The 25,640-nt window shown below is 63.1% G+C and carries 19 protein-coding genes and 3 pseudogenes; 2 read left to right on the top strand and 20 right to left on the bottom strand.

Annotated features, from left to right (window positions below):
• Window positions 1–100: 100 nt before the first annotated feature.
• From UCD39_RS09110 to UCD39_RS09070, 10 genes are all read right to left on the bottom strand, one after another.
• On the bottom strand, window positions 101–1,198 hold the full coding sequence (locus UCD39_RS09110) for an IS5 family transposase (RefSeq protein WP_330495033.1): 1,098 nt from the start codon (window positions 1,196–1,198) through the stop codon (window positions 101–103).
• Between the two features lie 72 nt (window positions 1,199–1,270).
• Window positions 1,271–2,920 carry a GspE/PulE family protein gene (locus tag UCD39_RS09105; RefSeq protein WP_330495713.1) on the bottom strand — a complete coding sequence of 550 codons (1,650 nt, stop codon included), beginning with the start codon at window positions 2,918–2,920 and terminating at the stop codon, window positions 1,271–1,273.
• Window positions 2,921–3,013: 93 nt separating this feature from the next.
• Window positions 3,014–3,349 carry a prepilin peptidase gene (locus UCD39_RS28485; protein ID WP_442943609.1) on the bottom strand — a complete coding sequence of 112 codons (336 nt, stop codon included), beginning with the start codon at window positions 3,347–3,349 and terminating at the stop codon, window positions 3,014–3,016.
• 266 nt (window positions 3,350–3,615) lie between these two features.
• Entirely contained in the window at window positions 3,616–4,914 is a 1,299-nt protein-coding gene (locus UCD39_RS09100) for an IS5 family transposase (protein ID WP_330496533.1), read from the bottom strand.
• A gap of 652 nt (window positions 4,915–5,566) precedes the next feature.
• Window positions 5,567–6,538: a DUF6624 domain-containing protein gene (locus tag UCD39_RS09095; protein ID WP_145736268.1), complete on the bottom strand. Its 972-nt coding sequence runs from the start codon at window positions 6,536–6,538 to the stop codon at window positions 5,567–5,569.
• 738 nt (window positions 6,539–7,276) lie between these two features.
• Complete coding sequence (locus UCD39_RS09090; RefSeq protein WP_330495712.1) at window positions 7,277–8,377, bottom strand: ATP-grasp domain-containing protein; 1,101 nt, start codon at window positions 8,375–8,377, stop codon at window positions 7,277–7,279.
• Window positions 8,370–9,044, bottom strand: coding sequence for a hypothetical protein (locus UCD39_RS09085; RefSeq protein WP_330495711.1), 675 nt, complete (start codon window positions 9,042–9,044; stop codon window positions 8,370–8,372). The genes UCD39_RS09090 and UCD39_RS09085 overlap by 8 nt, the downstream gene beginning before the upstream one ends.
• Window positions 9,045–9,091: 47 nt before the next feature.
• Window positions 9,092–10,336: an HlyD family secretion protein gene (locus UCD39_RS09080; RefSeq protein WP_145736274.1), complete on the bottom strand. Its 1,245-nt coding sequence runs from the start codon at window positions 10,334–10,336 to the stop codon at window positions 9,092–9,094.
• Window positions 10,333–10,905 carry an ATP-binding cassette domain-containing protein gene (locus UCD39_RS09075; protein ID WP_442943641.1) on the bottom strand — a complete coding sequence of 191 codons (573 nt, stop codon included), beginning with the start codon at window positions 10,903–10,905 and terminating at the stop codon, window positions 10,333–10,335. The genes UCD39_RS09080 and UCD39_RS09075 overlap by 4 nt, the downstream gene beginning before the upstream one ends.
• Window positions 10,906–10,910: 5 nt before the next feature.
• Window positions 10,911–12,491 (bottom strand): peptidase domain-containing ABC transporter, encoded by a 1,581-nt coding sequence (locus UCD39_RS09070; protein WP_330495710.1) that lies wholly within the window; start codon window positions 12,489–12,491, stop codon window positions 10,911–10,913.
• A 365-nt stretch (window positions 12,492–12,856) separates the two neighbouring features.
• Here UCD39_RS09070 and UCD39_RS09065 point away from each other — a divergent pair.
• Both UCD39_RS09065 and UCD39_RS09060 read left to right on the top strand, forming a co-directional pair.
• Window positions 12,857–14,229, top strand: a pseudogene (locus tag UCD39_RS09065) (transposase).
• Window positions 14,230–14,256: 27 nt separating this feature from the next.
• Window positions 14,257–14,699, top strand: a pseudogene (locus UCD39_RS09060) (transposase); the annotation flags it as partial.
• A gap of 277 nt (window positions 14,700–14,976) precedes the next feature.
• Here the strand turns inward: UCD39_RS09060 and UCD39_RS09055 are convergent.
• The 10 genes and pseudogenes from UCD39_RS09055 to trbE form a co-directional block, all read right to left on the bottom strand.
• A pseudogene (locus UCD39_RS09055) lies at window positions 14,977–15,315 on the bottom strand (IS110 family transposase); the annotation flags it as partial.
• 140 nt (window positions 15,316–15,455) lie between these two features.
• Entirely contained in the window at window positions 15,456–16,325 is an 870-nt protein-coding gene (gene istB, locus UCD39_RS09050; RefSeq protein WP_330495709.1) for an IS21-like element helper ATPase IstB, read from the bottom strand.
• Complete coding sequence (gene istA, locus UCD39_RS09045; RefSeq protein WP_442943608.1) at window positions 16,322–17,824, bottom strand: IS21 family transposase; 1,503 nt, start codon at window positions 17,822–17,824, stop codon at window positions 16,322–16,324. The genes istB and istA overlap by 4 nt, the downstream gene beginning before the upstream one ends.
• A gap of 348 nt (window positions 17,825–18,172) precedes the next feature.
• Entirely contained in the window at window positions 18,173–19,360 is a 1,188-nt protein-coding gene (locus UCD39_RS09040) for a TraB/TrbI/VirB10 family type IV secretion system protein (RefSeq protein WP_330495707.1), read from the bottom strand.
• Between the two features lies 1 nt (window position 19,361).
• Window positions 19,362–20,330: a P-type conjugative transfer protein TrbG gene (gene trbG / locus UCD39_RS09035; RefSeq protein ID WP_330495706.1), complete on the bottom strand. Its 969-nt coding sequence runs from the start codon at window positions 20,328–20,330 to the stop codon at window positions 19,362–19,364.
• A complete protein-coding gene (gene trbF, locus UCD39_RS09030; protein WP_330495705.1) occupies window positions 20,327–21,025 on the bottom strand; it encodes a conjugal transfer protein TrbF in 699 nt (232 codons plus the stop codon). Before trbF ends, trbG begins: the two co-directional genes overlap by 4 nt.
• Window positions 21,022–22,170 carry a P-type conjugative transfer protein TrbL gene (gene trbL, locus UCD39_RS09025; RefSeq protein WP_330495704.1) on the bottom strand — a complete coding sequence of 383 codons (1,149 nt, stop codon included), beginning with the start codon at window positions 22,168–22,170 and terminating at the stop codon, window positions 21,022–21,024. Before trbL ends, trbF begins: the two co-directional genes overlap by 4 nt.
• Complete coding sequence (trbK-alt, locus tag UCD39_RS09020; RefSeq protein WP_330495703.1) at window positions 22,163–22,489, bottom strand: putative entry exclusion protein TrbK-alt; 327 nt, start codon at window positions 22,487–22,489, stop codon at window positions 22,163–22,165. The genes trbL and trbK-alt overlap by 8 nt, the downstream gene beginning before the upstream one ends.
• Complete coding sequence (gene trbJ / locus UCD39_RS09015; RefSeq protein ID WP_330495702.1) at window positions 22,486–23,214, bottom strand: P-type conjugative transfer protein TrbJ; 729 nt, start codon at window positions 23,212–23,214, stop codon at window positions 22,486–22,488. Before trbJ ends, trbK-alt begins: the two co-directional genes overlap by 4 nt.
• Complete coding sequence (gene trbE / locus UCD39_RS09010) at window positions 23,211–25,640, bottom strand: conjugal transfer protein TrbE (protein WP_330495701.1); 2,430 nt, start codon at window positions 25,638–25,640, stop codon at window positions 23,211–23,213. Before trbE ends, trbJ begins: the two co-directional genes overlap by 4 nt.

Genomic DNA, 25,640 nt, shown 5'->3' with positions numbered 1-25,640 from the left:
CATGAGCCAAGCCGATTGAAGGCTTGATCGAGGGGCTACGGGCCGCTTTTGCGGCCATCTTCCCCGGCTTCCGCCGTTTGCAGGCGGAATCCGGGCATGGTCAGGCCGCCACCATCAGCTTGGGCAGTCTGACGAGGTTGTAGGCGGCGGCGGTCAACATGAAGGCCCAGCCGACGCGATCGGTTCCCTTGTGGCGCGTCTTGCGCAAGGTGCCGGTGGTCTTGATCCAGCCGAAGACCTCCTCAATACGCTTGCGGATACGCAAGGACACGCCATAGCCGGGGTGGCGGGTGGTGCGTCCATCAATGGCGGACGTGCGCCGCGCCCCGGTCTTGGTCAGGTGATCATTCCGGGCGATATGCGGCGTCACCTTGCGGGCACGGAGTTCCCGGACGAACTCACGCGCATCAAAGGCCTTGTCGGCGCCCAAGGTGATCCGCCGCGTCGGCTTCAGCCCGTCGACCAATGCCAACGCCGCCTCGCGTTCGGCGGTGCCGGTCGCTTGGGTCAGCGTCGCACCAACCACCAGGCCGTTGCGGTTCTCCATCAGCACATGCCCCATGTAGGCTAGGCGCGATGGCTGGCCATTGCTCTTGCGGTACAGTTTGGCTTCAGGGTCGGTGGTGGACGCGTGGGTCTGGTTGGAGCGCTTCTCCCCGTGGAAGTCGCGCTCCCCGTTGCGACCGGGGCCCGGCGGGTCGCCACCGCCATCCTTGGGCCGGAAGCTCTTGATCGACGCCCAGGCCTCGATCAGCGTGCCATCCACCGAGAAGTGGTCGTCCGACAGCAAGTTCCGGCCTCGCGCCTGGGCCACCACCGCCCCCAGGAACTTCGCCGCGACGTCGCCTCCAAGAAGCCGCTCACGGTTCTTGGTGAACACCGTCACGTCCCACACCGGGGCGTCCATCGCCAACCCGACAAACCAGCGGAACAGCAGATTGTAGTCCATCTGCTCCATCAGTTGTCGCTCCGACCGGACCGAATAGAAGGCCTGGAGCAGCAGCGCCCGCAGCAGTTTCTCCGGCGGGATCGAAGGACGACCCACCTTCGCGTACATCGCCTCAAAGTCCGGCGACAAAACCTCCAGCGCCTCGTCACAGATCGCCCGGATCGCCCGAAGCGGATGCCTTGGCGGAACACGCGCTTCGCAACTCACGTACGAAAACAAGCCTTCCGTCCGAATGTCTCCGCCACGCATCCCATCCTCCTCAGCGTCATGAGGAAGCGAATCACGACAGGAACTCAGACGGAAGGGTTTTTCCGCATCCTGTTAATCCGCCTTGGTCACGCGCAAAATTTCTTCAGGCGTGGTGACACCGTCCACCACCCGCTGCAGGCCGTCCTGGTACAGGGGCACCATGCCGCCGGTTTCCACCGCCGCCGCCTCGATCTCCGCCGAGGACGCCCCCTGGCGGATCAGCGCCCGCACCGCGTCGGTGATGGGCAGCCATTCGGCGATGGCCGACCGCCCGCGATAGCCGGTGCCGTTGCAGGCCGGGCAACCCACGGCGCGATGAACGGTGGTTTCCCGCGCCGGCAGTCCCAAGGCCGCCGCCGCGTCGGCCGACAGGGCATAGGGCTGGCGGCACGTGGGGCACAGGGTGCGCACCAGGCGCTGGGCCAGCACCCCGTTCAGGGTGGAGGCCAGCAGGTAGGGGTCCACGCCCATGTCCATCAGGCGGGGCACGGCGCCGGCGGCGTCGTTGGTGTGCAGGGTGGACAGCACCAGATGCCCGGTCAGGGCCGCCTGCACCGCCACCTTGGTGGTTTCGCCGTCGCGCATCTCCCCCACCAGGATGACGTCGGGGTCCTGGCGCAGGAAGCTGCGCAGGGCGCGGGCGAAGGTCAGGCCGATGCCGGGCTTCACCTGGGTCTGGTTGATGCCGTCCAGCAGGTATTCCACCGGGTCCTCGACCGTGAGGATCTTGCGGCGCGCGGCATCCATGCCGCGCAGCCCGGCATAGAGGGTGGTGGTCTTGCCGCTGCCGGTGGGGCCCGTCACCAGCACGATGCCGTGCGGCCGGTCCAACTGGGCGGCCAGCGGCTGCGCCACCCAGGCGGGCAGGCCCAGGCTGTCCAGCCGACCGCCCGCCGTCTGCTGGTCCAGGATGCGCATCACCACGTCTTCGCCATGCACGGTGGGGGTGGTGGAGACGCGGAAATCGATCTCGCGGCCCTGCAGGGTTTGACGGATGCGACCGTCCTGAGGCAGGCGGCGCTCCCCGATGTCCAGTCCAGCCATGACCTTGACACGGGTGATGAAGCCGGCGGCCATGCGGCGGGGCAACACCTCCGCCTCGCGCAGAATGCCGTCGACGCGATGGCGGATGACCAGGCGGTCGGCCATGGGTTCGACATGGATGTCGGTGGCGCCGGCGGCCAGTGCCGCCTGGATGGCGTTGCCCACCAGGCGCACCACCGGCCCCTCGCTGGCCAGATCCCGCAAGCGCTCGGCATCGCCCTCCAGCAGGTCGGGCATCGCATCCTGGTTGGCGGCGGGCTGCGCCGGCTCATACAGCCGGTCCAGGGCGGCGGCGATGGCCGTGCCGGTCATGACCACCGGGCGCACCGGCCGGCCGGCCAGGAAGGCGGCCGCGCCGAGCGCCTGACCATCCAGCGGATCGGCCATGGCGAACACCACCTCGGCGCCCTCATCGATCAGCGGCAGCATCAGCTTGGCCTTGAGGAAGGCCAGGTTGGCCACGTCCATAATCACCGGCGCCTGGGGCACCTGGTCGGCGGGCCACAGCGCCAGGCCCAGGGCCTGGGCGTACGCCGCCGCCATATGCTCTTCCGACACCAGGCCCAGATCCACCAGCCGCCGGTCCACCCGGCCGCCGGCCGCCTGCGCGCGCGCCACCGCACCCGGGGACAAGTGCCCCTGGGCCGCCAGCGCGGACAGAACACTGTCCGACGACACGGCATAAGTGAACAGTCCGAGAGCAACGGCAGGAGGTCGGGCCATGAAGAGGAGCGGGGCAGTGGCGGGTTCACATCTATATGTGAGGGGCGGTTACAATTGCGCGCACGCCACACTGAAAATGCTTAGGGCAATAGCTGGACCAAAGGGCATTTCAACATCCCGGCTCCATCGCCGCCAGATGACGTATCCAAGCAGCCCAACTAGGGCCGCCATGAACAACAGCCAAGGCAAACCGCCCAATCCAAGCCAGATGCCGCCAGCAGCAAAGAGCTTCACATCCCCCAGACCCATCGCCTCCCGACCCGAGCGCCAGCTGACAAATGCCCGTAGTCCCCACGTGAGGCCCCCCCAGCACAGCGGCCGATGTCCCGTCGATAGCTGTGACGGATAGCCCTGCTGTCGATGCCCCAGCTCCGATAACTGCAATAGCCAGAGTCAATTCATCAGGTAAATATCGGTGTGATAGATCAATTGGTTATGCGACCTTTCGTTCGGCCTGTTCGGGGGTGACATATCCGAGGGTGGAGTTGATGCGCTGCCAGCCACAGTCAGCCACAGTATCCTCTCGGACGCTGACCATTTTGGGTGTCTCCGGCAAGGTCACAGCGATAAGCGTCACCAAGGCACGAATGCAATGAGCCCGCCCTCCCCGCCCCCGATTTGGTCGTCTGTGAAGAATGGCCCTGATTGGCTCAATTGGAGCTGATCAGGGCCATTTTGCTTTGGACTTGGAGAGCCAGGAAGAGGGCACGCCAAAGGTATTTGAGCCACCTGACGAGGAGGTGGAAGTTGAAGCCGGCGGCGGCGAGGACGGCGTTGATGCGGTCGCCGCTGCGTCCCTTGAGGTAGTTTCGTCCCATGCGGTGCTCGGCCTTGAGGTGTCCGATGATGGGTTCGATGGCGGCCCTGCGTTTCATCTCCCGCTTGATGGCGGCGGTGGTTCTGCGGACCTGGCCAGTGATCCAGACCTTGAACTTGTTGGGATGGTCGTGCCCGCGATAGCCCCTGTCGACGTGGACGCGATCGGGGTCGCGCCCGGTGTTGGCCTTGATGTCGGCGACGGCCTTGGCGAGGGTGTGTCCGTCGAAGGGATTGCCGTGCAATGCCTGGGCATGGAGGACGAAGAGGCCACCCTTGGGCTTGGTGATGGGGACGGCGATGCTCACCTTGCAACCGAACTCGTAGGGTGCGCGGGCCTTTCCCTTGCCGATGCATTCGACCTCGGGGGCGTGGAGGGAATAGACCTTCTGCCCGCGCTGGCGCTGGGTCTGCATGCTGATCTTGATGGCCAGGTCGCGTAACGGGCCATAGCGGGCCAGGAGGGCCGGAGCCTCGGCGTCCCCCTTGGCGGCGATCTTGCGGTTGATGTCGCGGATGAGGCGGCCCAGGCGGGTGCGCAGGAACTTCAGCTGCCGGTTGGCCCGCTTGTGCTGGTGGGCGTGGGTGTAGCGGCCGACCATGATGGCGGCCTTCTTGGCCACGCGCAGATAGCTCTGGCGCAGCGTGATGCCGTTGTCCTTGGCGAAGGCGACCAACTTCTCGATGGCCTTGTGGGTCAGGCGGGCGTCGGTGGGGTGGGCGACGGCCTTGGGCTGGACGGTGGTGTCCACCGCCACCCGCGCCAAGTCCTTGGTGCTGAGGGCGCCGGTGGCCTGGGCCACCCGCAGGCTCTCCTGGATCAGTGCCGCCAGCCGTTCCTCGCCCAGACGCTGGCGCCAGCGGGACATCGACGACCGGTCGAAGGGCAGGTCGTGGCGGAAGACCTCCTCGCCGCAGAAGAACTGGAAATAGGGGTTCTCCGCCCAGCGGGCGGTCAGCACCTCGTCGGACAGATTGTGCATGTGCTTCAGGATCAGCAGGCCCGCCATCAGCCGGACCGGCAGCGGCGGCTGGCCAGGGCCGCCCTTGTAGACACCGCCCAGACGCTGTTCCAGGAAGCCCCAGTCGATCTTCCCCGCCAGCACCACCAGTGGATGCTTCAGGTCGATGATCTAGTCCAGGGCTGGACGCAGAAGGTCTTTCTGTCGGGTATCCCGTGGTCGTGACATGGCCTGTTCCCACCGCTGTTCACAGGGGGAATCGAATCACGAAACGGCCCAAAAGGGGATCCCCAAATCGCAAGAAAGCGGAGGTCGAGCCCCCGCTTTCCTGCAAATCCGATTACTGATCGGGCGCTGAAACACCCGCTATGACAGCGCCTTAGCGATCATTCACGGACGACGATTTGAACCGGCGGCGGCAAGACGTTGATTCTATTGCCTGTGCAAAGCCGTAAAAGCGCAGAACGCCGGCAACCCATTGGGCTATCGGCGTTTTTATCGTGTGACTGGTTGCGGGGGCCCGCAACCATCTTAACTTGCTGTTCCGGGCAGCGGCGTAATGGTGCCGTCGGCAATTCACTGCCGTGGCAAACCTCCAAGGAGTTGCCAGAGTGACTCATATTTGCACCGCCTTGGGAATCTCCGGCAGGAGTCTCAGTTACCGCAAGCTCGTATAAGTTGCGCCCAAGCTTTCTGTGATTATACTCAAAAGCAATAGAATTATTATCCTGAATCTGACCTAAAAACAGCTCGCCGATAGCATAACATGATGGAAAAACCACCAAATTTTTACAGTTTGAACAAGTTCTTACAATTGATAATTCTATTGGCCGCAAATAGAACTTGCTTTTTTAGAGTATATTTCTATAGTTTCCATTCCGAGTTCTTGGCGTCTTACATTCAGGCTATCATTATTTTCTGTTGGGAATTGCTCCCATCGTCCATTTATACACTTCCCTTGAGTTCCATATAATTGTTTCTTATTCTGGGCTAACTCAACCCTATCTATAATATAGGCGACGTCCTGGCGCTCTTGAGAAGGCAGGCAAGGCTGACTTAATAGGAAAGCAAGGACAGATTTTTGATATAGATAATCATTATCCATATGCTGAACCAGAATCCAAGCATCATAACTAGCGGTCTGCCCCCAAATTTTGCTGACAGGCCATTTTACTTGGGAAATTATAGTTTTCTTCATCTCATTTAACTTGGAGTCTATATCATTTATGGCGCGAAATCTATCGGAAACGCATGCAGAAGAACTCTTACCACCACACGGAGCGACATTTCTCACCGCTTGATCTGCCTGAGTCATCAGCCATAGGCGACCCAATATACAAGTTCGCTCACCAGCGTCGCATTTTTTTAAAATTGCTGACATCCACTTATTTATTATATAATTTAAACGGTTATTATTATAATTACGCTCCAATAAGATGTCAGAGTTAATGATAGTATTTTCATTCAAAATACTTCTCTTAAGCTTTATGAATTCAGACTCCGCACGACTCTTAACATCATCTTCCTCTTTTGAACAATTACCAGTCTGTGCACATGGGAGCGCCATTAAGGTACCCATAGCTGAATTGAGTAATGACATTCTAGCCGATAAACATATAATATTATCCCCGCAATCGGAGGACGCCTCTTGAACCCATTTAGCAGCGTCCGCTGTATCAGGATCTTCTGATACTGGTGGGATAATATATGATGTCTGCAACGTCTTGCATTCCGCCATAAATGGCATTAATATTAATAAAATAAGAAAAATTCCGGGAAAATGACGAAACATCATTGATATCCTCTCTTAATAAAAGGCGGCGACCACCCGGTCGCCGCCCCAGTCTCTCATTCAATGCTTATTTCCACGACCAAGTACCGCCAACGTCCGTAACTCCGGGCGACCCATCTTGAGCAAGTGTTTGATATCTGGTACCTCCAGAGGACGACGCTCCAGAAACAGCCAGTATTTCGTCTGGTGTTAGATTGCGGGCCAACACTCTGTGTACAGACTTCACCTGCGTATCATTGCTCTTTTTAATCATATCCACTCTCCATTGATTTTAGAGGCTGGGTGAAGATACCCAAAGACGCGCTTTAGAGCGCAATTCTTTATAAATATCGCTACGCTCAATATCAATTAGAGTAAGATTTTCCCGATGATGCCAGTTTTCAAGATTTCCATGTCTTGCATTCCGCCATAAATGGCATTAATATTAATAAAATAAGAAAAATTCCGGGAAAATGACGAAACATCATTGATATCCTCTCTTAATAAAAGGCGGCGACCACCCGGTCGCCGCCCCAGTCTCTCATTCAATGCTTATTTCCACGACCAAGTACCGCCAACGTCACCGTCCGTACCTCCGAGCGACCCATCTTGAGCAACTGTTTGATGGCTGGTACCTCCAGAGGACGGCGCTCCAGAAACAGCCAGTATTTCGTCTGGTGTTAGATTGCGGGCCAACACTCTGTGTACAGACTTCACCTGCGTATCATTGCTCTTTTTAACCATATCCACTCTCCATTGATTTTAGAGGCTGGGTGAAGATACCCAAAGACGCGCTTTAGAGCGCAATTCTTTATAAATATCGCTACGCTCAATATCAATTAGAGTAAGATTTTCCCGATGATGCCAGTTTTCAAGATTTCCATATGCAAGAAAATGACTAAACGAATGAAGAATTGGGAAGCCAGGAAAAGCTTGCTCCATAAATAAAGACTGACCTGCTTCATTCATTTCCAGGAAAATAACCTCTCCTTCTTTATTAACTATAAAATCGGCTGTTGCATATACAATACCAAGGGACCGCATAACAGATTGACACATCTGCTGAATATCATTTGGCAAATCGAATGGTGTGCAATTGCTACTGTCCCAAACGACACCTCGAGAATCTATTTTAGATGCACTGTTTGACTGTGTATCTATTGCCACGGAGAAGCATACACCACCGAAGAATGTAGCACGTATTTCAAACAACTTATCTATATATGGCTGATATATAGCAGGCTGTATAAGAATAGAATCGTCCGGCAGATCATCAATGTCGTCAACTTTAGCAGCAAAAGATATTGCTCGCCCGTTCTCGAACGTCCCCCACCCCCCCATGACCAAGGGCTTGCATATCAATGCACCATGCTTCTCATGAAATCTACGTAAAGATACGGGAGAATTTGTGATGACTGTGGGAGGTATAGATAATCCTTCCTCTTTAGCAAGTTTCAATTGCAGGGCCTTTGAACTCGCCATGAATCTTCCGTTCATAGTATTAACCCAGAATGCTGTTCTTGTGTATTTATGAACAAGAAGAGACATTAGGCTCGATGAATATGAATACAACACTTCATTTATATATTTACGGTCATCTTCATCTGTATTAACACCATATAGATATGGACTGTCTGGTCGGCGCATCCAAATTGACCTAAATCCGGTTTCTGGCAAAATATTTGGCATATTCTCAGAATGAAAATTCACGGATTCATCAATATAGATAGAATTTTTATCTTGCATAGGAAGTGTTGCCGCATAGTACAAATGCGGAGAGAATCCTAAAGTTGTTAACATTGCCGCAACAGCTTGAGACATGGCGTCGTTGCTTTTGGTTGATATTAAAATATTATTATTCATGGCCGGTCTCTAAAAAAAAATTCACTGCAGAATTTTTCGCATACTCTTTCATTTTACATTTGCAATTAATAGATCTGCTATACAATACAATTATTTTCGCGGTATACAATACATGAAATGCCTCATCTTGCATAATTCTACTAAATATTGCTGTTTTTTTTCTATTTTCTGAGTTGGGCCCTAATAATTTACATAAAACAGATAACTTATAAAGACTATCAACCTCAGATATATGAGTATCAACAATAAAATTAAAAAAATTGAATGCTTCTCTATTTGTGATTCTTTCCACTTCCGCCATTGACTTCTCTATCTTATTGACACAGTCAGAATTCTGACACCCCCCCAAAGTGTTGGCTAGCGCGAGAAAAATGGCGGCATGCCTATCTTCATCTTTTGAATGCTGACTGACTAGCGATTTTACACTCCCGTTATTGATTCTTTTGGCAACAAACTCTAGAGCTCGCGCACCAACAAATTCCCGAACATACTGTGATAGGCACCAACTTTTTAGGTTGTTATCATAGTGAAAATCCAAATTTTCCGTAGACATTCGGGCGCGGCTGGACTCACCAGAAATTAAATCAGAGCTCATTATTTCGCCATAATCATCTAAATCATTAGTGTTCATATCACTCAGCGCACACTTTAACGCCTCAAACATCATGTCGTCACCCTGAGACAGTTTGCGTACGTGTAAGTCGCTAATACAAACTACGATTTATTATGTACTGAGCGTATGGGATCGAGCGCCCAGTCGATGAAGTGTCGGCGGTCGGTGACGACATCGCCGGTCAGGGTCATGCCGGAGGTCAGCGGCCGGTCCTCGCCATAGGCGGTGACGCTGGTGCGCTCCAGGCTCACGGTCACCCGGTACACCGGGTCCTTGTAGGAGATAGGCGCCAGCAGCTCGCCCTCGCGGTAGGTGGCGTGGCTGACCTGCACCACCCGGCCCCGCACCGCGCCGAAGCGCTGGTAGGGGAAGGCGTCCACGCGCAACCACACCTCCTGCCCCGGCTGGATCAACCCTGCCGCCCGCGACGGCACCAGCAGGTTAGCCTCCAGGTCGCTGCCCGCCGGCACCAAGGCCGCCAGCGGCGATTGCGCCGTCGCCGTCTGGCCAGGCTGCGCCTGCAGCGCCGCCACCCGGCCAGCCACCGGCGCCACCATGACGTAGCCTCGATTCACCTCCAACTGGGCCAGCGACTGTTCCAGCTCGCTGCGCGCGCCGCGCAGTTGCGCCAGCTTGTCCGCCCGTTCCGCCGGCAGCGTGGCCAGTTGCGATTGCGTGTCCCGGAGGTCGCCCCGGCGGGATTCCCGCTGGCGTTCCAGTTCCCGGATCGCGCCTTCCTGCGCCAGCACCTGCTGCTTGCGCCGCGACAGCTCCAGCCGTGTGCCGTTGCCCCGGGCTTCCAGCTCGGCATAGCGGGTCACGTCGTCCCGTTGCAGCACCTGCAGGTCCCGTTCCGATACCAAGCGCTGGTCCAGGCTGGACAGCTCCTCCGCGATGCCCTTCAGCCGGGCGGCCAGGCGGCGCCCCTCCTCGGCGTAGCGCGCCTCCGCCGCCGCGATCTGCGCGTCAATCTCGCGGATGCGCGCCTGGGTTTCCAACCGCAGCTTCTCCCCCACCGGGCCATCTGCGCCCGCTGTTTCCAGCGACAGCACCACCAGCGGCTGGCCCTGGGCCACCAGATCACCCTCGTGCGCCAGCACCGCCGTCACGATGCCGCCCTTGCTGGCGTAGACCTGCGCCAGGCCGCCGGTCGGCGCCACGTAGCCCTGCACCGTCTCCGTCTTGGCATAGGTGCCGGTCACCAGGTAGGTGGCCGCCGCCACGGTGAACAGGCTCAGCACCGCCGTCATCACCCCGTGGCTCACCGGCTGCACGATGATGACCTCGCCCCATAGGCGCCGGCGGCGGTTCTCCACCGCCTCGGGACGGAACAGGCCGGCGGTCATGGCACGGCCTCCGGCGCCTGTGAGGTGGGCACCAGGTGCGGCGGCTGGCTGGGAACCTCTCGCACCAGTTCCCGCACCTGCCCGCCCTCCACCGCGAACAGACGGTCGGCCCCCTCGATGGCCGTGGGCCGGTGCGCCACCACCACCCGGGTGATGGCGAGGTTGGCGAACGCCTGCATGATGCGGCGCTCTGCCAGCATGTCCAGGTTGGCCGTCCCCTCGTCCAGGAACAGGACGCTGGGTCGCCGGTACAGGGCGCGGGCCAGCAGCACCCGCTGCTGTTGCCCACCCGACAGGGTGGAGCCCAGGTCACCCACCAGGGTCATATAGCCCATGGGCATGCGCACGATCTCGTCATGGATGGCCGCCAGCTTGGCCACCTCCTCCACCCGCTCCAGATCCAGGTCGGGATCGAAGAAGGCGATGTTGTCCGCGATGGTGCCGGCGAAAAGCTGGTCGTCCTGCATCACCACGCCGATGCGCTCCCGATAGGCCCGCAGGCCGAAGGCGGTCAGCGGCAGGCCATCCACCAGCACCTCGCCCTCGTTGGGCGGGTACAGGCCCATCAGCAGCTTCAGCAGGGTGGACTTCCCCCGCCCGAGGGGCCGACGAAGGCCACGAACTCGCCCGGCGCTATGGACAGGGCCACATCCTTCAGCACCCAGGGCTCATGCTCGGCATAGCGGAAGCTGAGGTTCCGCAGGGCCAGGGCGCCGGTCAGCGGCCGCTCCTCCCGCACCTCCGCGTCCAGGCCCGCCTCCGGGTCCTGGTGCACCGCGTCCGCCAGGCGCTCCAGGTGCAGGCCCAGCATGCGGAACTTAAAAAATTGAGCAACCAGGGACTGGGCAGCGCCCGCAAACTGCTCCCGGTAGGATTGGAAGGCCAGTAGCATGCCCAAGGACATTTCGCCAGCGATAACAGCCTTGGCGCCCAGAAAGAGCACCAGCAGTGTCTGAGTTCCTGACAGGATGGAGAAACCGGCCGCGCCATTGAGGCCCACCTTCTGCAGGCGGATCGTGTTATTTACGCTGTCGGCATATGCATTCTGCCACACAGCGTGGCGCTCCCGCTCCCGCCCGAACAGCTTGAACGCCCGGGCGCCACGGATAGTCTCCAGGAACACGCTGTCCACCTTGGCTTGGTGCTGGATGCCCTCGTTGGCCAGACGCCGCAGCCAGGGAAACGCTGCCAGTCGCACCCCCACCACCACAGTGAGCCCCACCACAGCTACTGCGCTCAGCTTTGGGCTGTATATCACCATTACCGCCAGGGTGATGACGGCCATGCCCCCATCCAGGACCACAGAAACAAGGCCGCCGGCCAGCAGATCCTGCACCGGCTGTAGGGAATTGAAGCGGGACAAGATGTCGCCTAACTGCCGCTTTTCAAACCACGGCACGGGTAAGCGTAGGGCATGACGCAACAAGTTGCCCCGCATCTGGAAGGTCAGCAGAGTGCTGAAATGCATCTGCACATAACCTCGCAGCAGTGTGGTCCCCGTCTGGATGAGCATCAGCAAAGCGGCGCCCAAGGCGATAACGTTCAGCAGATCCAGCTCACCCTTGGCGATCGCGTCGTCCACGATCATCTGATTGACCAGGGGGGAGAGCAAGCCGAACACTTCCAACAACGTTGACAGCAGCAGAATCTGAATCAGGCTAGGGATGAATCCCGCCGCCTTAGACCACAGGTCGGAGAGACGCACCCGCTCCACCACCTCCCGTCTTTGGAAGCTGGCCGTGGGGGTAAGCTCCAACGCCACGCCAGTGAAATGCTTGGAGACCTCGGCATAAGATAATCGACGGAGCCCACATGCGGGATCATGCACTTCAACCCAACGTCTAGTTACTCGACTCAAGACGACATAATGCAACAGGTCCCAATGAAGAACACATGGAATTTTAAGTTTAGGAAAATAATCCAATTCCAGTCTTATTGGCCTACCCGAAAGACCCAGCGCATCCGCTATACAAATTAATGTTTTTAAAGTAGAGCCCTTAAGAGAAATTGGATGCCTTCGACGCAATTCTGAAAGTGATACATGTTGATTATAATATCCCGAGACCATAGCGAGGCAAGCCAAGCCACACTCTGCCGCCTCAGACTGAAGAACCGGCTCAATGCGACGTCGATTATGGAGGGAAATTCGGATCAATGCCTACACTGCCCACCGCTAAAATGCGATTCATATTGCGCACATTCTATTTTTTGGGAAGCATCTGGGATGGGGAGGCGTTTGTCAAACAGAATTGAGAGCTTCGCATAACGGCGAAGGCTAACCATCGACGCGCGTGACAGGCGATATCAGCGAGCGCCCTGCGTCGCAGGGTATGGATTTGGGCTACGTCACGGCCATTTTCCTCGATTTTCCCGTGTGAAGGACAAATTCCGCCCGTCTGCCGTCAGGACCAAGGCGCGGCGGAGGTTGATGGCGGCGCACATCCGATGCAGATGGGGGCCGTTGAAAAAGCCTGCCATCGGTGATTCCCTGTCCTGGCAAGTCGGTGGTGGGAGGCGGGGATGCTGGTGCAGCGCGGTCCGGAGCAGTACGAGTTCTTCGCTGGCTCCCTGCGCGACCTTGTCCCTGGCGACCTCGTCCTGGCCCGCGTGGGCCGCGTCCTGGACCTCTCGTGGCTGCGGGCGGAGGTCGCCGACCTCTACAGCCCGGACAACGGCCGACCGGGCATCGACCCGGAGGCGGCACTGCGGCTCATGCTGGCCGGGTTCCTGCTCGGCATCGTCCACGACGCCGCCTGATGCGCGAGGCCGCTGTCAACATCGCGATCCGTTGGTTCGCCGGCTACGGCCTGACCGAGCGCCTGCCAGACCATTCCAGCCTGACCCGCATCCGCCAGCGCTGGGGCGAGTTGCGGTTCCGGCGGGTGTTCGAGAGGACGGTCCAGGCCTGCTTAGCTGCCAAGGTGGCCAAGGGCGAGGTGGTCCACGTCGACGCATCCCTCATCCGGGCCGACGTCAGTTGGGAGGCCCTGGCCAAGCGCTGGGTCGACAAGGTGGGCGAGGAGAATCCCGTGGACGAGGCCGAACGGGATTCCAAGGAGACAGGCAAGTACCAGAAGGTCTGCACCACTGACCCCGACGCCAGCATGGCGACCAGCGGTCGACGGCAACGCTTGGAACCCTCCTAAAAGCAACACACGGCCGTGGACGATGAGGCCGGGGTGGTGCTGGACGTGCACGTCACCACGGGCGAGGACAACGAAGGCGCGGAACTGGTGCCTGCCCTCGACAGGGTCGAGGCGCTAACTGGCGCCAAGGTGGCCACCGCCACAGCGGATGCCGGCTACGCCTACGCCAAGGTCTACGGGCAGTTGGAGCGCCGTGGGACCCAAGCAGTGATTCCGCCCAAGGCCGAGCCGATCCGCTCGCCAGTAGCCATGCGCCGGTTTCGCTACGATGCCCGCCACGACATTCTGAAGTGCCCGCACGGCAAGGTCCTGAAAGCGGGTCGGGCGGTGAAGCACGGCCGGTTCTTCACCTCGCGCGCCCGGGATTGCCGGCGTTGCGACCTGCGTAAGCTGTGCCTTTCGGGCGGCCGGGCCAATAAGGCCGTGGTGGTCGGGGATGACTACCCGGCGCTGCTGCGGGCACGCCGACGCCGGGAGCGGTGGACAGACAGGGACCGTGAGCTCTACCGCCACCGTTGGAAGGTGGAGGGTGTTCACGGCGAGGCGAAGAGCTGGCATGGACTCGCCCGCGCCGTGCGCCGGGGCCTCTGGAACATGCGGGTGCAGGCCTATCTGGCCGCCGCCGCGATCAACCTCAAGCGGCTGGCCACGGCCGTGCTCGTGTTTTGGGCGGCGCTGACCCGTGCCGCCGACGCCGTCACCAACACACGAGCTGCGGTCGCCTCATTCGCCCAGTGGCCCGCCTGAGCCTGAGAGGGGATATTCAACGGCCCCCGTGTCCACTTTATGCGCAACGTCCCGGCCCACGCCGGCAAGAACGGCCGGCGCGTCGTCGCCGCCTTCATCGGCACCGCCTTTGCCCAGGACGATGCCGCCGCCGCCCGGACACAGTGGCGCCAGGTTGCCGATCAACTCCGTCCCAAGGTTGGCAAGCTGGCCGCCCTCATGGACGAGGCCGAGGACGACGTGCTGGCCTTCATGTCCTTCCCCGCCGCCCACAGCACCAACCCCATCGAACGCCTCAACGGCGAGATCAAGCGCCGAACCGAGGTCGTCGGCATCTTTCCCAATGAGGAGCCATCACCCGTCTGGTCGGGGCCGTCCTCATGGAGATCAACGATGAATGGGCCGTTCAGCGCGGCCGATACATGACCCTGGAATCCGTCGCCGCTGTCGGCGATGATCACACCATCATGCTGCCAACTGCTGCTGCATGATCCTCCCGGCCAAACCCGCCGGAGAGCCCGATGCCCAGGCGCCTCTTACACCATGCCAGGGGACACGATCAAACGTAGCCATCTGGGCTGCTGCCGGACCACGTTGCGGGCCTCACGGCTCGGGCAGGAAGATCGACTGACGGTTTAGGCGGCAAGGACCTCAACGTTCAGGTGGGGATAACCAGTCCCGGCGTGCGGTCGGCAAAGCTCTCTGAACCGGTCGCCCGTGAAGAATCGCCCTGACCGGTTCAACTGGAGCTGATCAGGGCAAGTCCACTTCCGCCTTCACCTCGACAAAGCGCATCGTAGGCCGCGTCGCCGCTTCCGCGATCGCTTCCGCATCCCGGTCGTCGTTCTTTTGCGCTTTGACGTAGGGGCGCACATATTCCGGCGACATCAGTCGGACCTCATTTCCTTGCGCCGCCAACTGCCGCCCCAAGTGATGCGCTCCGCAGCATGCCTACATCGCCACCACTCACCCAGGCCATTGCCGAGCCAATCCGGCGATGCCCTCGCGCTTCAGCCGGCGGCGAAGCACAACCTGGCCTGCGGCGTTCAGCCCGGCGACGCTGCAAGAATTCTTGCCCAGATCAACCCCAAGAACCACGATATCCATCGGTTCCCTCCTTTTCCTCTCGCAAAGGGTCTGCGATCTTAACCGATCACTTCGAGAGGGGCGGTATAGCGCGACAATCTGGGTGAGAGGCTGGCGACAATCAGGATGAGAAGGGATGGTCGCGGCGCTGGAGGATTGCTCTATTTGGTTGTCGCTGGCAAGGGCGGTTTTTTGTCTTGGTTGTCGCGGCGCGTCATTTCCTCGACGGTCTTGATTGTCGCGAATGTGGGCGGTCTGCCCGCCTTTGATTGTCGCTGGATGGCGGACCTTCTGCGATAGCTCTCGACGTTCATCTCGAAGATGGTTGCGTGATGGACGAGGCGGTCGACGGCGGCGAGGGTCATGGCCGGATCAGGGAAGACGCGGTTCCACTCGCCGAAGGGCTGGTTGGCGGTGATGAGCATGGAACGGCGTTCGTATCGTGCGCTGATGAGCTCGAAGAGGACGGACGTTTCTGCCTGATCCTTGGTGACGTAGGCCAGGTCGTCGAGGATGAGCAGGTGGTATTTTTCGAGCTTGGCGATGGCGGCCTCGAGCGCCAGTTCGCGGCGGGCGACCTGGAGCTTCTGGACGAGGTCGGAGGTACGGGTGAAGAGGACGCGCCAACCATTTTCGATCAAGGCGAGGCCGATGGCGGCGGCCAGATGCGACTTCCCCCCGCCTGGTGGCCCGAACAGGATCAAGTTGGCGCCCTTTTCGAGCCAGCCGTCGCCGGAACAGAGGGCGGTGACCTGTGCCCTGCTGATCATGGGGACGGCGTCGAAGGCGAAGCAGTCGAGGGTTTTGCCGGGGGGCAGGCGGGCGTCCCCCAGGTGGCGTTCGATACGGCGGCGGTCGCGTTCGGCGACCTCGTGTTCGGCGAGGGCGGCCAGGAAGCGGACGGCGGGCCAGCCCTCCTTGTCGGCGCGGGCGGCGAACTCCGGCCAGATCAGCTTGATGGCCGGGAGGCGCAGATCGTTCAGGATCAGGCTGAGCCTCTGTGCATCGATGGCGGGATTGACGGTGGTCATGCGGCCCCTCCGGTCAACAGGGCGTCGTAGGCGCTGAGGGGGGCCAACTTGACCACGACCTCGGGCAAGGCGCCGAGGGGCGGCGCGAAGCGTCGCCTGAGCGCGTCCATGTCGGGCAGACGGCCGGCGTCCATGTCGGCGGCGAGCGCGTCGGCCAGTTCGGCCTCGCAGGCCCGTTCATGGGCCAGGGCGAGGAGGTCGACCATCCGCCGGCAGGCGTCCTTCTCCGAGCCCGCCTCCAGCAGGCGCTCGAAGGTTCGCTTGTAGGCGTCGCGGGGGAAGAGCTGGTCGCGGTAGACGAGCCGCAGCAGCGCCATGGGCTTGCGCCGGAGGCTGTGGATCAGGTGGCGGTAGTCGACGACATGGCCATGGGCGCCATTGCCCGCCGCCCGTCCACGCCGCAGGGTCATGAGGTGGGTGCCGCCGACGAACAGGTCCAGCCGGTCGTCATAGAGCCGCACGCGCAGCCGATGTCCGATGAGTCGCGAGGGCACGGTGTAGAACACCTTGCGCAGCGTGAAGGCGCTGGAGGAGGTGACGGTGACGATGACCTCCTCGAAGTCGCTGGTCCGGCGGTCCGGCAAGGGGCGCAAGGCGGCGCGCTCCAGGTCGATGCGGGACCCATGACGCCGGTTGTGGCGGCCGACCACCTCGTCGATGAAGCCGCGATAGGCAGCCAGGTCGTCGAAGTCCGGCGAGCCGCGCAGCAGCAGGGCATCGCGGATGGCCGCCTTCAGGTGGCCATGGGCGCTCTCGATCGAGCCGTTCTCGTGGGCGACGCCCCGGTTGTTGCGGCTGGGTGTCATGCCGTAGTGCTGGCACAGCGCGTCGTAGCGGCGGGTCAGGTCCTGGCCGGCCTCAGCGTCCAGGTTGCGGAACGCCGCCGAGAGGCTGTCGCTGCGATGGTCGGCCGGCGCGCCGCCCAGGGCCCAGAGCGCGTTCTGTAGCCCCTCCGCCAGGGCCACGTAGCTCTCACCGCCCAGGATGACATGGGCATGCTCGAAGCCGGACCAGGGCAGGCGGAAGTGGTAGAGCCGATGATCGAGCGGGCAGCCAGCGACACGCACGCCCAGGTCACCCATCTCCGTGAAGTCGGAGAGACCCAGCCGGCCCGGCTCATGCGTCTGGCGGAAGATCACCTCGCGTTCCGCGCCATGAACAGCCCGCCAGGCGCGGATCCGCCGTTCCAGCGTCCGGCGCACCCCGGGGCTGAGGTTGGGGTGACGGCGCATCAGCTCCTCGTACACACCGATCGGCCGCAGGCCCGGCGCCGCCTTCAGCAGCGGCACGACCTCACTGTCGAAAATATCCGCCAGGGGGTCGGGGCGCCGACGGCCCCGCTCTTCCGTCCGCGCCGAGGGGAGCACCGGATCCCGCAGGATCCGATACCCCGTCGCCGTGCTGAACCCCGCCTTGGCCGCCGCCGCGGTCACCGGGATCGTCTGCCGCAACTTCATGAATAGCCTCATCTGATGGTCGTTGACGTGGCAGCCGGGCAATCACGGGGCATCCTCTGGAAATCCAAGGTGTCCCTTCTTTACCCGGCCGAACCCAACCATCCGCAGCACCCATAAAGGCGCCACGCCAGCAGCTGTGCCGGCTACGGGCTACGCCCTCCACCGGCACAGCTGCTGGCGATTCTCATCCTGATCGTCGCGCTGCTCTCATCCTGTTTGTCGCGCGGCAGGGCGGGCCATCCCATAATCACGAAATGGCCCTTGGCCCGTTCAGGCCACATCATGAAGCAGACACACGACCGATAGAACTCCTCGTACGCGATGCGATGTCAGAGGATTTTCTTGCTTAACCTGGTGCATTCATGTACGCGCCTGGATTGTCCGAGGCTTTCACTCCTGAGAGTACGGCCCCAGTACCAAATCGCAATTAACCAGCACACGCAGGGACAGCCCCGGCCGATCCGTGAGCGTCGGCTGCACGCCCAAATCCTTGGCGGCCAGCCGCTGGCCCACTTGGTTGGCGGCGTTGTCGCCGCTCTGGCGCACGGCCACCACGACGTTGCCGCCACCGCTGGTCTGGGTGTCGCCGTTGCTGGCCAGTTCGCCGGACACCCCCAGCAGTGTGGAAAGCACCATGCCGCGCAGCAGGCGGCTGGTGTGGTAATCAACCTCGTCCTCCAGGCCGGCATGGCCCTCCGTGTCGGTGGCCGGCAGGCGGTCCAGGACCAGGGATTTGCCGTTGGGCAGCAGCAGGCGTGTCCACACCACCAGGATGCGTGACTGGCCGTAGGTCACGGCGTTGTCGTACGTGCCCAGCAGGCGCGCGCCCTGGGGGATCAGAAGGAAGCGGCCGGTGACACTGTCGTAGATGTCCTCCGTCACCTGGGCGATGACCTGCCCCGGCAGGTCGGAGTTCAGTCCGGTGACCAGTGCCGCCGCCAGGACAGTGCCCGCCTGGATGATGTAGGGGGAGGCCGGCTGCTGCAGCCGGTGAGCTGTCATGGTCGCGGTGTCCGCCGGCCCCTGCAGGAACGCGCGCTTACGGGCCTGCTGGTTGGGGTCGCTGTCATCGCCAACCTCTTCGCCGGATGAGACGGCGCCGCCCTGCCCTGGCGCCTCCCTCACTTCCTGCGATGGGGTGGCAATATGGGCTGTCACGGTGAAAAACACCGGCGAGGCGGCGGCTTGCTGGCGTTGCCGATCCCGCTCCTGCATCTCCGGGCTTGCCGATCCGCCTCCGCTGGGCGTGCCCAGCGGAGGCCGGGGCGACGGCGGCAACGTCTGCGATGGAGTTGTGGACGGCGCAACGGGACGCCGGGTCAGGTCGGCATAGCCGGGTGGCGGCACAGCCAGGCTGTCGTCCGGCTTGACCTCGGTGGCGTAAAGCTGCTGGTCAGCCGCCAGCTTCGGCGGTTTCCAGGTCAGCGCCCACCACAGCGCCACCACCACCAGTAAGGCCAGAACCGCGCTTGCGATAGCCAAGGTCCGGCGCGACAGCCGCGTCACCGGCCGTGGCTGCGCCCGCAGGGCGAAGGCCGACGGGTCCGCCTTGGTCAGGGGCTCCGGGGTCGGGTCCATGTCAGCCCCGGCCTTCGATGCGGGTGATACGCACCACCTGCTGCGGATCGGCACCCAGGCGCAGTTCCGCGGCGGCGAACAGCCGGTCGACGATCAGGGTGGCGCCGCGCACGCGGTAGTTCATCAGCTCGACCGTGGCGCCATCCGGCCCCACCACGAACAGGGGCGGCATCTCCCCCTGACTGATGCCGGCGGGAAAGCGCACATAGACCTTGCGGCCATCATCGAACACCTGCACCGGACGCCAGGGCGGCCTGTCGCCACTCAACTCATAACGAAAGCGCAGGGCTGACAGATCGACGCCATCGGCGGCCTGGGCCTGGGCGCGCCCCTCCTCTTCCCGGTTGCGCGCCTTCAAGGCCACCAGGGCATCGGCCGGATAACGCCAAGAGACCTCGGCCATGTAGGTTGCGGCGGTGGGATGGGCCTCCAGGTGATAGCTGCGGCGGTCGGTCAGGATCACCAGGTTGTTCATGGGCAGGGTGGCGGCCAGGGGCTTCACCAGTACATGCACCTGCCGGCCCTCGCCGCTGCCGCTCTCGCTGTCGCCGATCTTCCACTGCACGGTGTCGCCGGCCGCCACCGACTTCAATTCCTCCCCCGGTTCCAGGGCGATGTCGGTGACATGCAAAGGCGCCACATAGACCTGGTAGAGCGCCCCCTCGCTGTAGGGGAACACCTGCATGGCGTTGATATAGCCGTCGCGGCTGGGCAGCACCTTGGCGCTTGCGTTGGCGGCCCGCACCCGCCTGGCTGGGTCCGCCGCCTCCGGCGTTGAGGTGCCTTCCAGCACCAGCGGTTTCAACTGGCCTGGCAGCGGCAAGGGCTCCGGCAGGGTGACGATCTCCACCGGCTTGGGTGGCGCCGGCTCCAGCTGAGCCGGCTGCGGGACGTCATAGGTGATGGCCGGCGGCTTGTGGGTGCAGGCGGCAAGGAGAAGGCTGAAGGCCAGGCAAAGCCAACGCGTCATGGCAATCCTCCCGACCCCAACTCCTGGGCCCAGTTGATGGCATCGATGTACAGGCCCAGCGGGTTTTGCCGCAGGCGGGCCTCGGTATGCGGCGTCTGGATGACCACCGTCAGGATGGCCGACCAGCGCTGGGGCGCTTGCGGCGCCCCGTCCTCGAATGGATGTTCGATCCAGGCGACGCGGAAAGAGTCAGGGCTGGCCCGCACCACGCTGGTGACGTCCACTGTTACGGCGTGGCGGCCCAGCCGGCCGAAGGGGTCCGCTTGGCGGGCGTAGGCGTCCAGCGCCGGCTTGGCGCGGCTGGTGATTTGGCCATAGGCGTCGAGCCAGGCCTGGCGCACCACCACCGGGTCCACCGACAGGCCGCGCACCTCGGTGACGAAGCGCCCGAGGAAGTAGGCGATCTGGGCATCGCTGGGACGGTAGTCCGCCGTCGCCGGCGCCACCGCCTGGACTGCCCCCAGCCTGTCCACCTCCACCACGAAGGGCGTCACCACCGCCCGGGCCCGCATGCGCACATCGTCGCCCAGCAGCACGGCGGCCAAACCGAAGCAGCCGAAGGCCATGAGCCGCCAGTTGGCCGCCTGCACCCGGGCGCTGCCGATGCGCTCATCCCACAGCTGCTCCGCCCGCTGGTAGGGCGTCACTGGAGCGGGCGTCTCGCCATACCGGGCCTGTCGGCGGCGCCATCTCATGACCCGTCCCCCTTCAACTGCGGCCGCATGGCGGAGCCGCCACCGCCCTCATCGCGCGATAGATGATCGGTAGCGCGAAACACAGCTTGCTGGCGCAGACGCTCCGCCCAAGGTGGGGTGCCGGAGGCAGACGATGTCGGCGAAGCCGGTGGAACCGGCGGTGGGGGTGGCGGACTTGCGGGCGCCGAGGGCGATGCCGCGCCCATGCCCCGGCCCAAGCCACCGCCTGCCATTCCCGCATCGGCGCCGGCAGCCCGAGCCGCCATGCCGGCACCACCCGCCGCCAGGGTCACAGTGCCGGCCACCATGGCCACGGGCGCCGCCGCGGCCCCCAGACCCAACTGCGGCGCGCCGGAAGTGAGACCGCCCGCCAAGCGGTTGGCGGCGAAGGCCAGGCCGGCCACGGTCATGGCCGCCAGCAGGATGGTCATCGTGTCCTGCAGGCTCAATTCCTGCGCCGGATCGGTGGGCAGGATTTCCGTGTAGAGCCGGGTGCCGATGCCGGTGATGACGGCGAACACCAGGATGCGGACGCCAGACGTGACCACTTGGCCCAGCACCGGCTCGGCGATGAAGGCTGTGCCCTTCCAAAGGGCAAAGGGCACCAGGATGAAGCCCTTCAAGGTCGTCAGCTTGAACTCGATGACCGCCAGGAACAGCAGGATGGCCAGGATGAAGAAGGCCAGCAGGGTGATGAGGATCGCCACCGTTAGCAGCAACACCTCGCTCAGGTTGCTGAACACCTTGGGGAACCCGGACAGGCGCTGGAATTGGTCCAGCAACACCTGGGCGCCTTCCACGCCGGCATAAGCGAGCCGGCCAGGATGCAGGAAGTCCGCATAGCTCAAGGTAGCACCCGACGCTTTCAAGCCCAGCGCCGCGAAGCTGTCGAAGATGACACCCGCAAGCTGATTCCAATGGTTGAGCGCCAGGGCGAAAAAGCCGACGGCCAGCACTTTCTTAGCGAAGACATGGATAACGTCGTCTTCGCCCGTGGCCCAGGCCAACCCGGCCAGGGTGCCGTCGATGCCGATCAGCACCGTGACCAGGTAACCGACGTCGCCGGCGATAAGGCCAAAGCCGCCATCAATGGTGCGGCTGAAAACGGTAAGAAAATGATCAATAACGGAGACGTCATTATCCATGAGGCGGCTCCGTCTTTGGTGGCTCCGGCGCCTTCGCATCCGGCGTCGGGGAATTGGGATAAACCTGGACATCCCGATGGGTGTACTTTGGTTTGTCGAAAAACCTCTGCCGCTCAGCCTCATCGGCGACCGTGCAGCGGGGATCGTCCACCGCCTTTATGCCCAGATCCCGGCAGCGATCCAGTTCCCGGCGCAGCAAGGCATGGTCGGCCAGCAACTGCTCCACGGTGGGGTCGGCGGCGCGGGCCAGCAGGGCGATGGAACCGGCGGTGACAACGGCAGCGGCGGCCACCGCCGCGACGAGAGTGCGCGTCTTCATGGGGAGCCTCCAAACACCTGAACGGGTATCTGAGTATACCCCACCCCCGCGCCCACGAACCGGCGCCACTCCGCCTGCGCGGCCGCCTCTTCTTCAGTGATACGCAAGGCCTCCGCCGTTTGGGCACGGGCGTTGGCGGCCAGCAGATCCTGGGTGGTGGCGAGCTGACGCACCTGCAGCGCCAACAACTGATTGCCGGCCTGGGTGGCCTGCAAGGCGCCCACCGCCCCCTGGCTCTGATCCACCAGGGCCGCCATCTGCGCCTGGTCGGCGGCCCCGCCCTGCACCACCTGCGCCTGCACCGCAAGGGCCTGGCGATGCGCCTCCACGGCGGCGGCGCGTTGGGCATCGCCATCGGCCACCACCCCCGCCTGGGTGACCGCGCCGTCATAGGCGGGATAGAGGACCTGCATCTGCTGCTGCAGCCGGCTGACATCGAAGCTCAGCCGCTGGGCCTGGGTCACCAAGGTCGTCAGTTGCGTCATGGAGGCCTGCAGCTGTGCCAAGCTGGAATAGGGCAGCGTCGTCAGGTTGCGCACCTGGTACTGCAGCGATTGGGTCAGCTGCTGGATCTGGGTGACTTGGTTGTTGATCTCCTGCAACGCCCGCGCCGCCGCCAGCGTGTTCTGCACCAGGTTGGCATGATCTATGACCGCCCACTGGGCACCCGCCGGCGGCGCCAGCAGCACCAGGCCCAGCAGGGCAACGGTCCAGCGCCGCCTCATGACCAGCCCTCCACCAAGTCAGCCGCCCAGGGCAGGCTGCGGGCGCGCAGCCAGGCGGAACCGAACCCCTCCGGCCCCACCTCGGCCAGCACCCGGTCTACCTGCGCCAGATCGTCCGGCTGGGAGGCGCCGCAGAGGGTAAGGGCGGCGGGGCCCATGCCCAACTCGAACAGGCGGCAGCCGGCGGCCGACTGGAACCAGTAATCCCGCTTGGGCACGGCCTGGGCGATGGTGGTGATCTGGCGGTCGTTCAGGCCCAGGCGGACATAGGCCTGCCGGCTTTCCGGCTCGACCGCCCGGGCATTGGGCAGGAAGATGCGCGACAGGCAGCTTTCAATGACCGCCGGGGCGACGGGCGAGTCCAGAATATCGGCCAGGCTCTGGGTGGCGAACACCACCAGGGCGTTCTTGCCCCGCACGGTCTTCAGCCACTCCCGCAGCTTGGCGGCGAACAGCGGATCGTCCAGCGCCACCCAGGCCTCATCCACCCCGATCAAGGTGGGCCGGCCGTCCAACCAGCCCTCGATACGGTGGAACAGGTAAAGCAGGACGGCCCGTGCCGCCCGCTTGGAGCCCAGCAGGTCTTCCGTCTCGATGGCCAGCAGGCTGACATCGCTCAGGCTTTCCGCATCGGCGTCCAGTAGGCGGCCGAAGGGACCGGACAGGGTGTAGGGCTCCAGCGCGACCTTCAGGGCGTTGGATTGCAGCAGCGCCACCAAGCCGGACAGCGTGCGCTCCGGGGAGGAGGCGCCGGCCAGGCTGCCCAGCGCCGACCACACCATGCCGCGCACCGCCGGCGTCAGGGGCACGCCCTCCTGCCCCAGCAGGGTCTCGATCCACTCCGCCGCCCAGGCGCGCTCGGCCGCCTCATCAATACGGGCCAGGGGCTGAAAGGCGATGGCCTGCCCCCCTGCCCGCCCCTCGCCCAGGGCCAGGTCATGGAACACGCCGCCAGCGGCCCAGACCGCCGCCTTGGAGGACCGCCGCTTGTCGAACAGCACCACCCGGGCCCTGGGATAGCGGCGGAACTGCAGGGCCATGAGCGCCAGCAGCAGCGACTTGCCCGCCCCGGTGGGACCGAGGATCAGGGTATGGCCGACATCCCCCTGGTGGGTGACCAAGCGGAAGGGCGTCGCCCCGGCGGTGCGCGCCACCAAGAGCGGCGGGCCGTTCAGATGGGCATTGCGCTCCGGCCCCGCCCACACCGCCGACAGCGGCAGCATGTGCACCAGGTTCAGCGACGAGACCAGCGGCTGGCGCACATTGGCGTAGCATTGGCCGGGCAGGCTGGACAGCCAGGCCTCCACGGCGTTCAACCCCTCCTCCACCGCCACGAAGCCCAGGCCGCGCGCCACCCTCCCCACCGCCCGCGCCCGCTCCGCCGCCACCGCCTCGTCCTCATCCCAGACGGTGACAGTGGCGGTGAAGTAGCCATAGCTGACGGCGTCGGAGCCCAGTTCACGCAGCGCCCCATCGGCATCCAGCGCCTGGGCCTCGGCATCGCTGTCGACCAGACGGGATTCCTGCTGCCACAGCACCTCCCGCAGCAGGGCGGCGATGCCCTTGCGTTTGGCCCACCAGTGGCGGCGCTTGGTCGCCAGTTCCTTCTGCGCCTCCGCCTTCTCCAGCGGCAGCCAGCGCACCACCCAGCGGTAGGGCAAGGCCAGATGGTTCAGCGCGTCCAGCAGCCCCGGCCAGGTGGCGTCGGGCAGGCCGCGCAGGGTCAGGGTGCGCAGGTGCGCCCGGCCCAGCAGCGGCGCCACCCCCGGCGTCAGGGCGCAGTCGGGCAGCAGGCCGTCCAGGTGGAAGGGCACCCGTGGCACCGTAACCGGGTGACGGCCGTAGGTAGAGATGCAGCCGTGGAGATAGGCCAGAGTCTCGGCATCGTCCAGCCAGCGGCACACCGGCATCAGCGGCACCAGCAGGTCCAGCACCCGGTCCCCTTCGGCCATGACGGCGTCGCGCACGGCCCGCCAGTCCACCGCTCGCCGCCGGCCGGCCGTGTCGTAGAGCAACTGGCCGGCCTGGGCCGTGCGCTCCGGCGGAGGCAGGTAGCAGAGCGTCAGGAACTGCTCGCTCTCGAACTGGGCGCCCTCCTGCTCGAACGCCGCCCGGCGCTCCTCATCCACCAGACGCGACACCGGGTCGGGGAAACGGCTGTCCGGGTAGCCGGTGGCCGGCCGCCGGGCCGCCTCGACGAACAGGGCCCAGCCCTCGCCCAGCCGCTTCAGCGCGTTGTTGACGCGCGCCGCCACCGCCATCAGCTCAGCCGCCGGCACCGCGTCCAGGTCCGGGCCCCGGAAGAGGGCCGTGCGTTGCAGGCTGCCGTCCTTGTTCAGCACCAGGCCCAGCCCCACGAGTCCGGCCCAGGGCAGGTAGTCGGCCAGTTCGCGGCGCTGGGCGCGGTATTCGCGGAGGTCGAGCAT

Source organism: Nitrospirillum karajorum (assembly GCF_036348415.1).
GTDB lineage: Bacteria > Pseudomonadota > Alphaproteobacteria > Azospirillales > Azospirillaceae > Nitrospirillum > Nitrospirillum amazonense_B.
The sequence above is the reverse complement of the archived record's forward strand: the minus strand, read 5'-3'. Positions and strand labels throughout refer to the sequence as shown.

What these genes read in the sequence shown, in the direction of transcription:
- UCD39_RS09110 (WP_330495033.1), bottom strand. Translation starts at nt 1,198, where the DNA reads ATGCGTGGCGGAGACATTCGGACGGAAGGCTTGTTTTCGTACGTGAGT.
- UCD39_RS09095 (WP_145736268.1), bottom strand. Translation starts at nt 6,538, where the DNA reads ATGATGTTTCGTCATTTTCCCGGAATTTTTCTTATTTTATTAATATTA.
- UCD39_RS09090 (WP_330495712.1), bottom strand. Translation starts at nt 8,377, where the DNA reads ATGAATAATAATATTTTAATATCAACCAAAAGCAACGACGCCATGTCT.
- UCD39_RS09085 (WP_330495711.1), bottom strand. Translation starts at nt 9,044, where the DNA reads ATGATGTTTGAGGCGTTAAAGTGTGCGCTGAGTGATATGAACACTAAT.
- UCD39_RS09080 (WP_145736274.1), bottom strand. Translation starts at nt 10,336, where the DNA reads ATGACCGCCGGCCTGTTCCGTCCCGAGGCGGTGGAGAACCGCCGCCGG.
- istB (WP_330495709.1), bottom strand. Translation starts at nt 16,325, where the DNA reads ATGACCACCGTCAATCCCGCCATCGATGCACAGAGGCTCAGCCTGATC.
- UCD39_RS09040 (WP_330495707.1), bottom strand. Translation starts at nt 19,360, where the DNA reads ATGGACCCGACCCCGGAGCCCCTGACCAAGGCGGACCCGTCGGCCTTC.
- trbG (WP_330495706.1), bottom strand. Translation starts at nt 20,330, where the DNA reads ATGACGCGTTGGCTTTGCCTGGCCTTCAGCCTTCTCCTTGCCGCCTGC.
- trbF (WP_330495705.1), bottom strand. Translation starts at nt 21,025, where the DNA reads ATGAGATGGCGCCGCCGACAGGCCCGGTATGGCGAGACGCCCGCTCCA.
- trbL (WP_330495704.1), bottom strand. Translation starts at nt 22,170, where the DNA reads ATGGATAATGACGTCTCCGTTATTGATCATTTTCTTACCGTTTTCAGC.
- trbK-alt (WP_330495703.1), bottom strand. Translation starts at nt 22,489, where the DNA reads ATGAAGACGCGCACTCTCGTCGCGGCGGTGGCCGCCGCTGCCGTTGTC.
- trbJ (WP_330495702.1), bottom strand. Translation starts at nt 23,214, where the DNA reads ATGAGGCGGCGCTGGACCGTTGCCCTGCTGGGCCTGGTGCTGCTGGCG.
- trbE (WP_330495701.1), bottom strand. Translation starts at nt 25,640, where the DNA reads ATGCTCGACCTCCGCGAATACCGCGCCCAGCGCCGCGAACTGGCCGAC.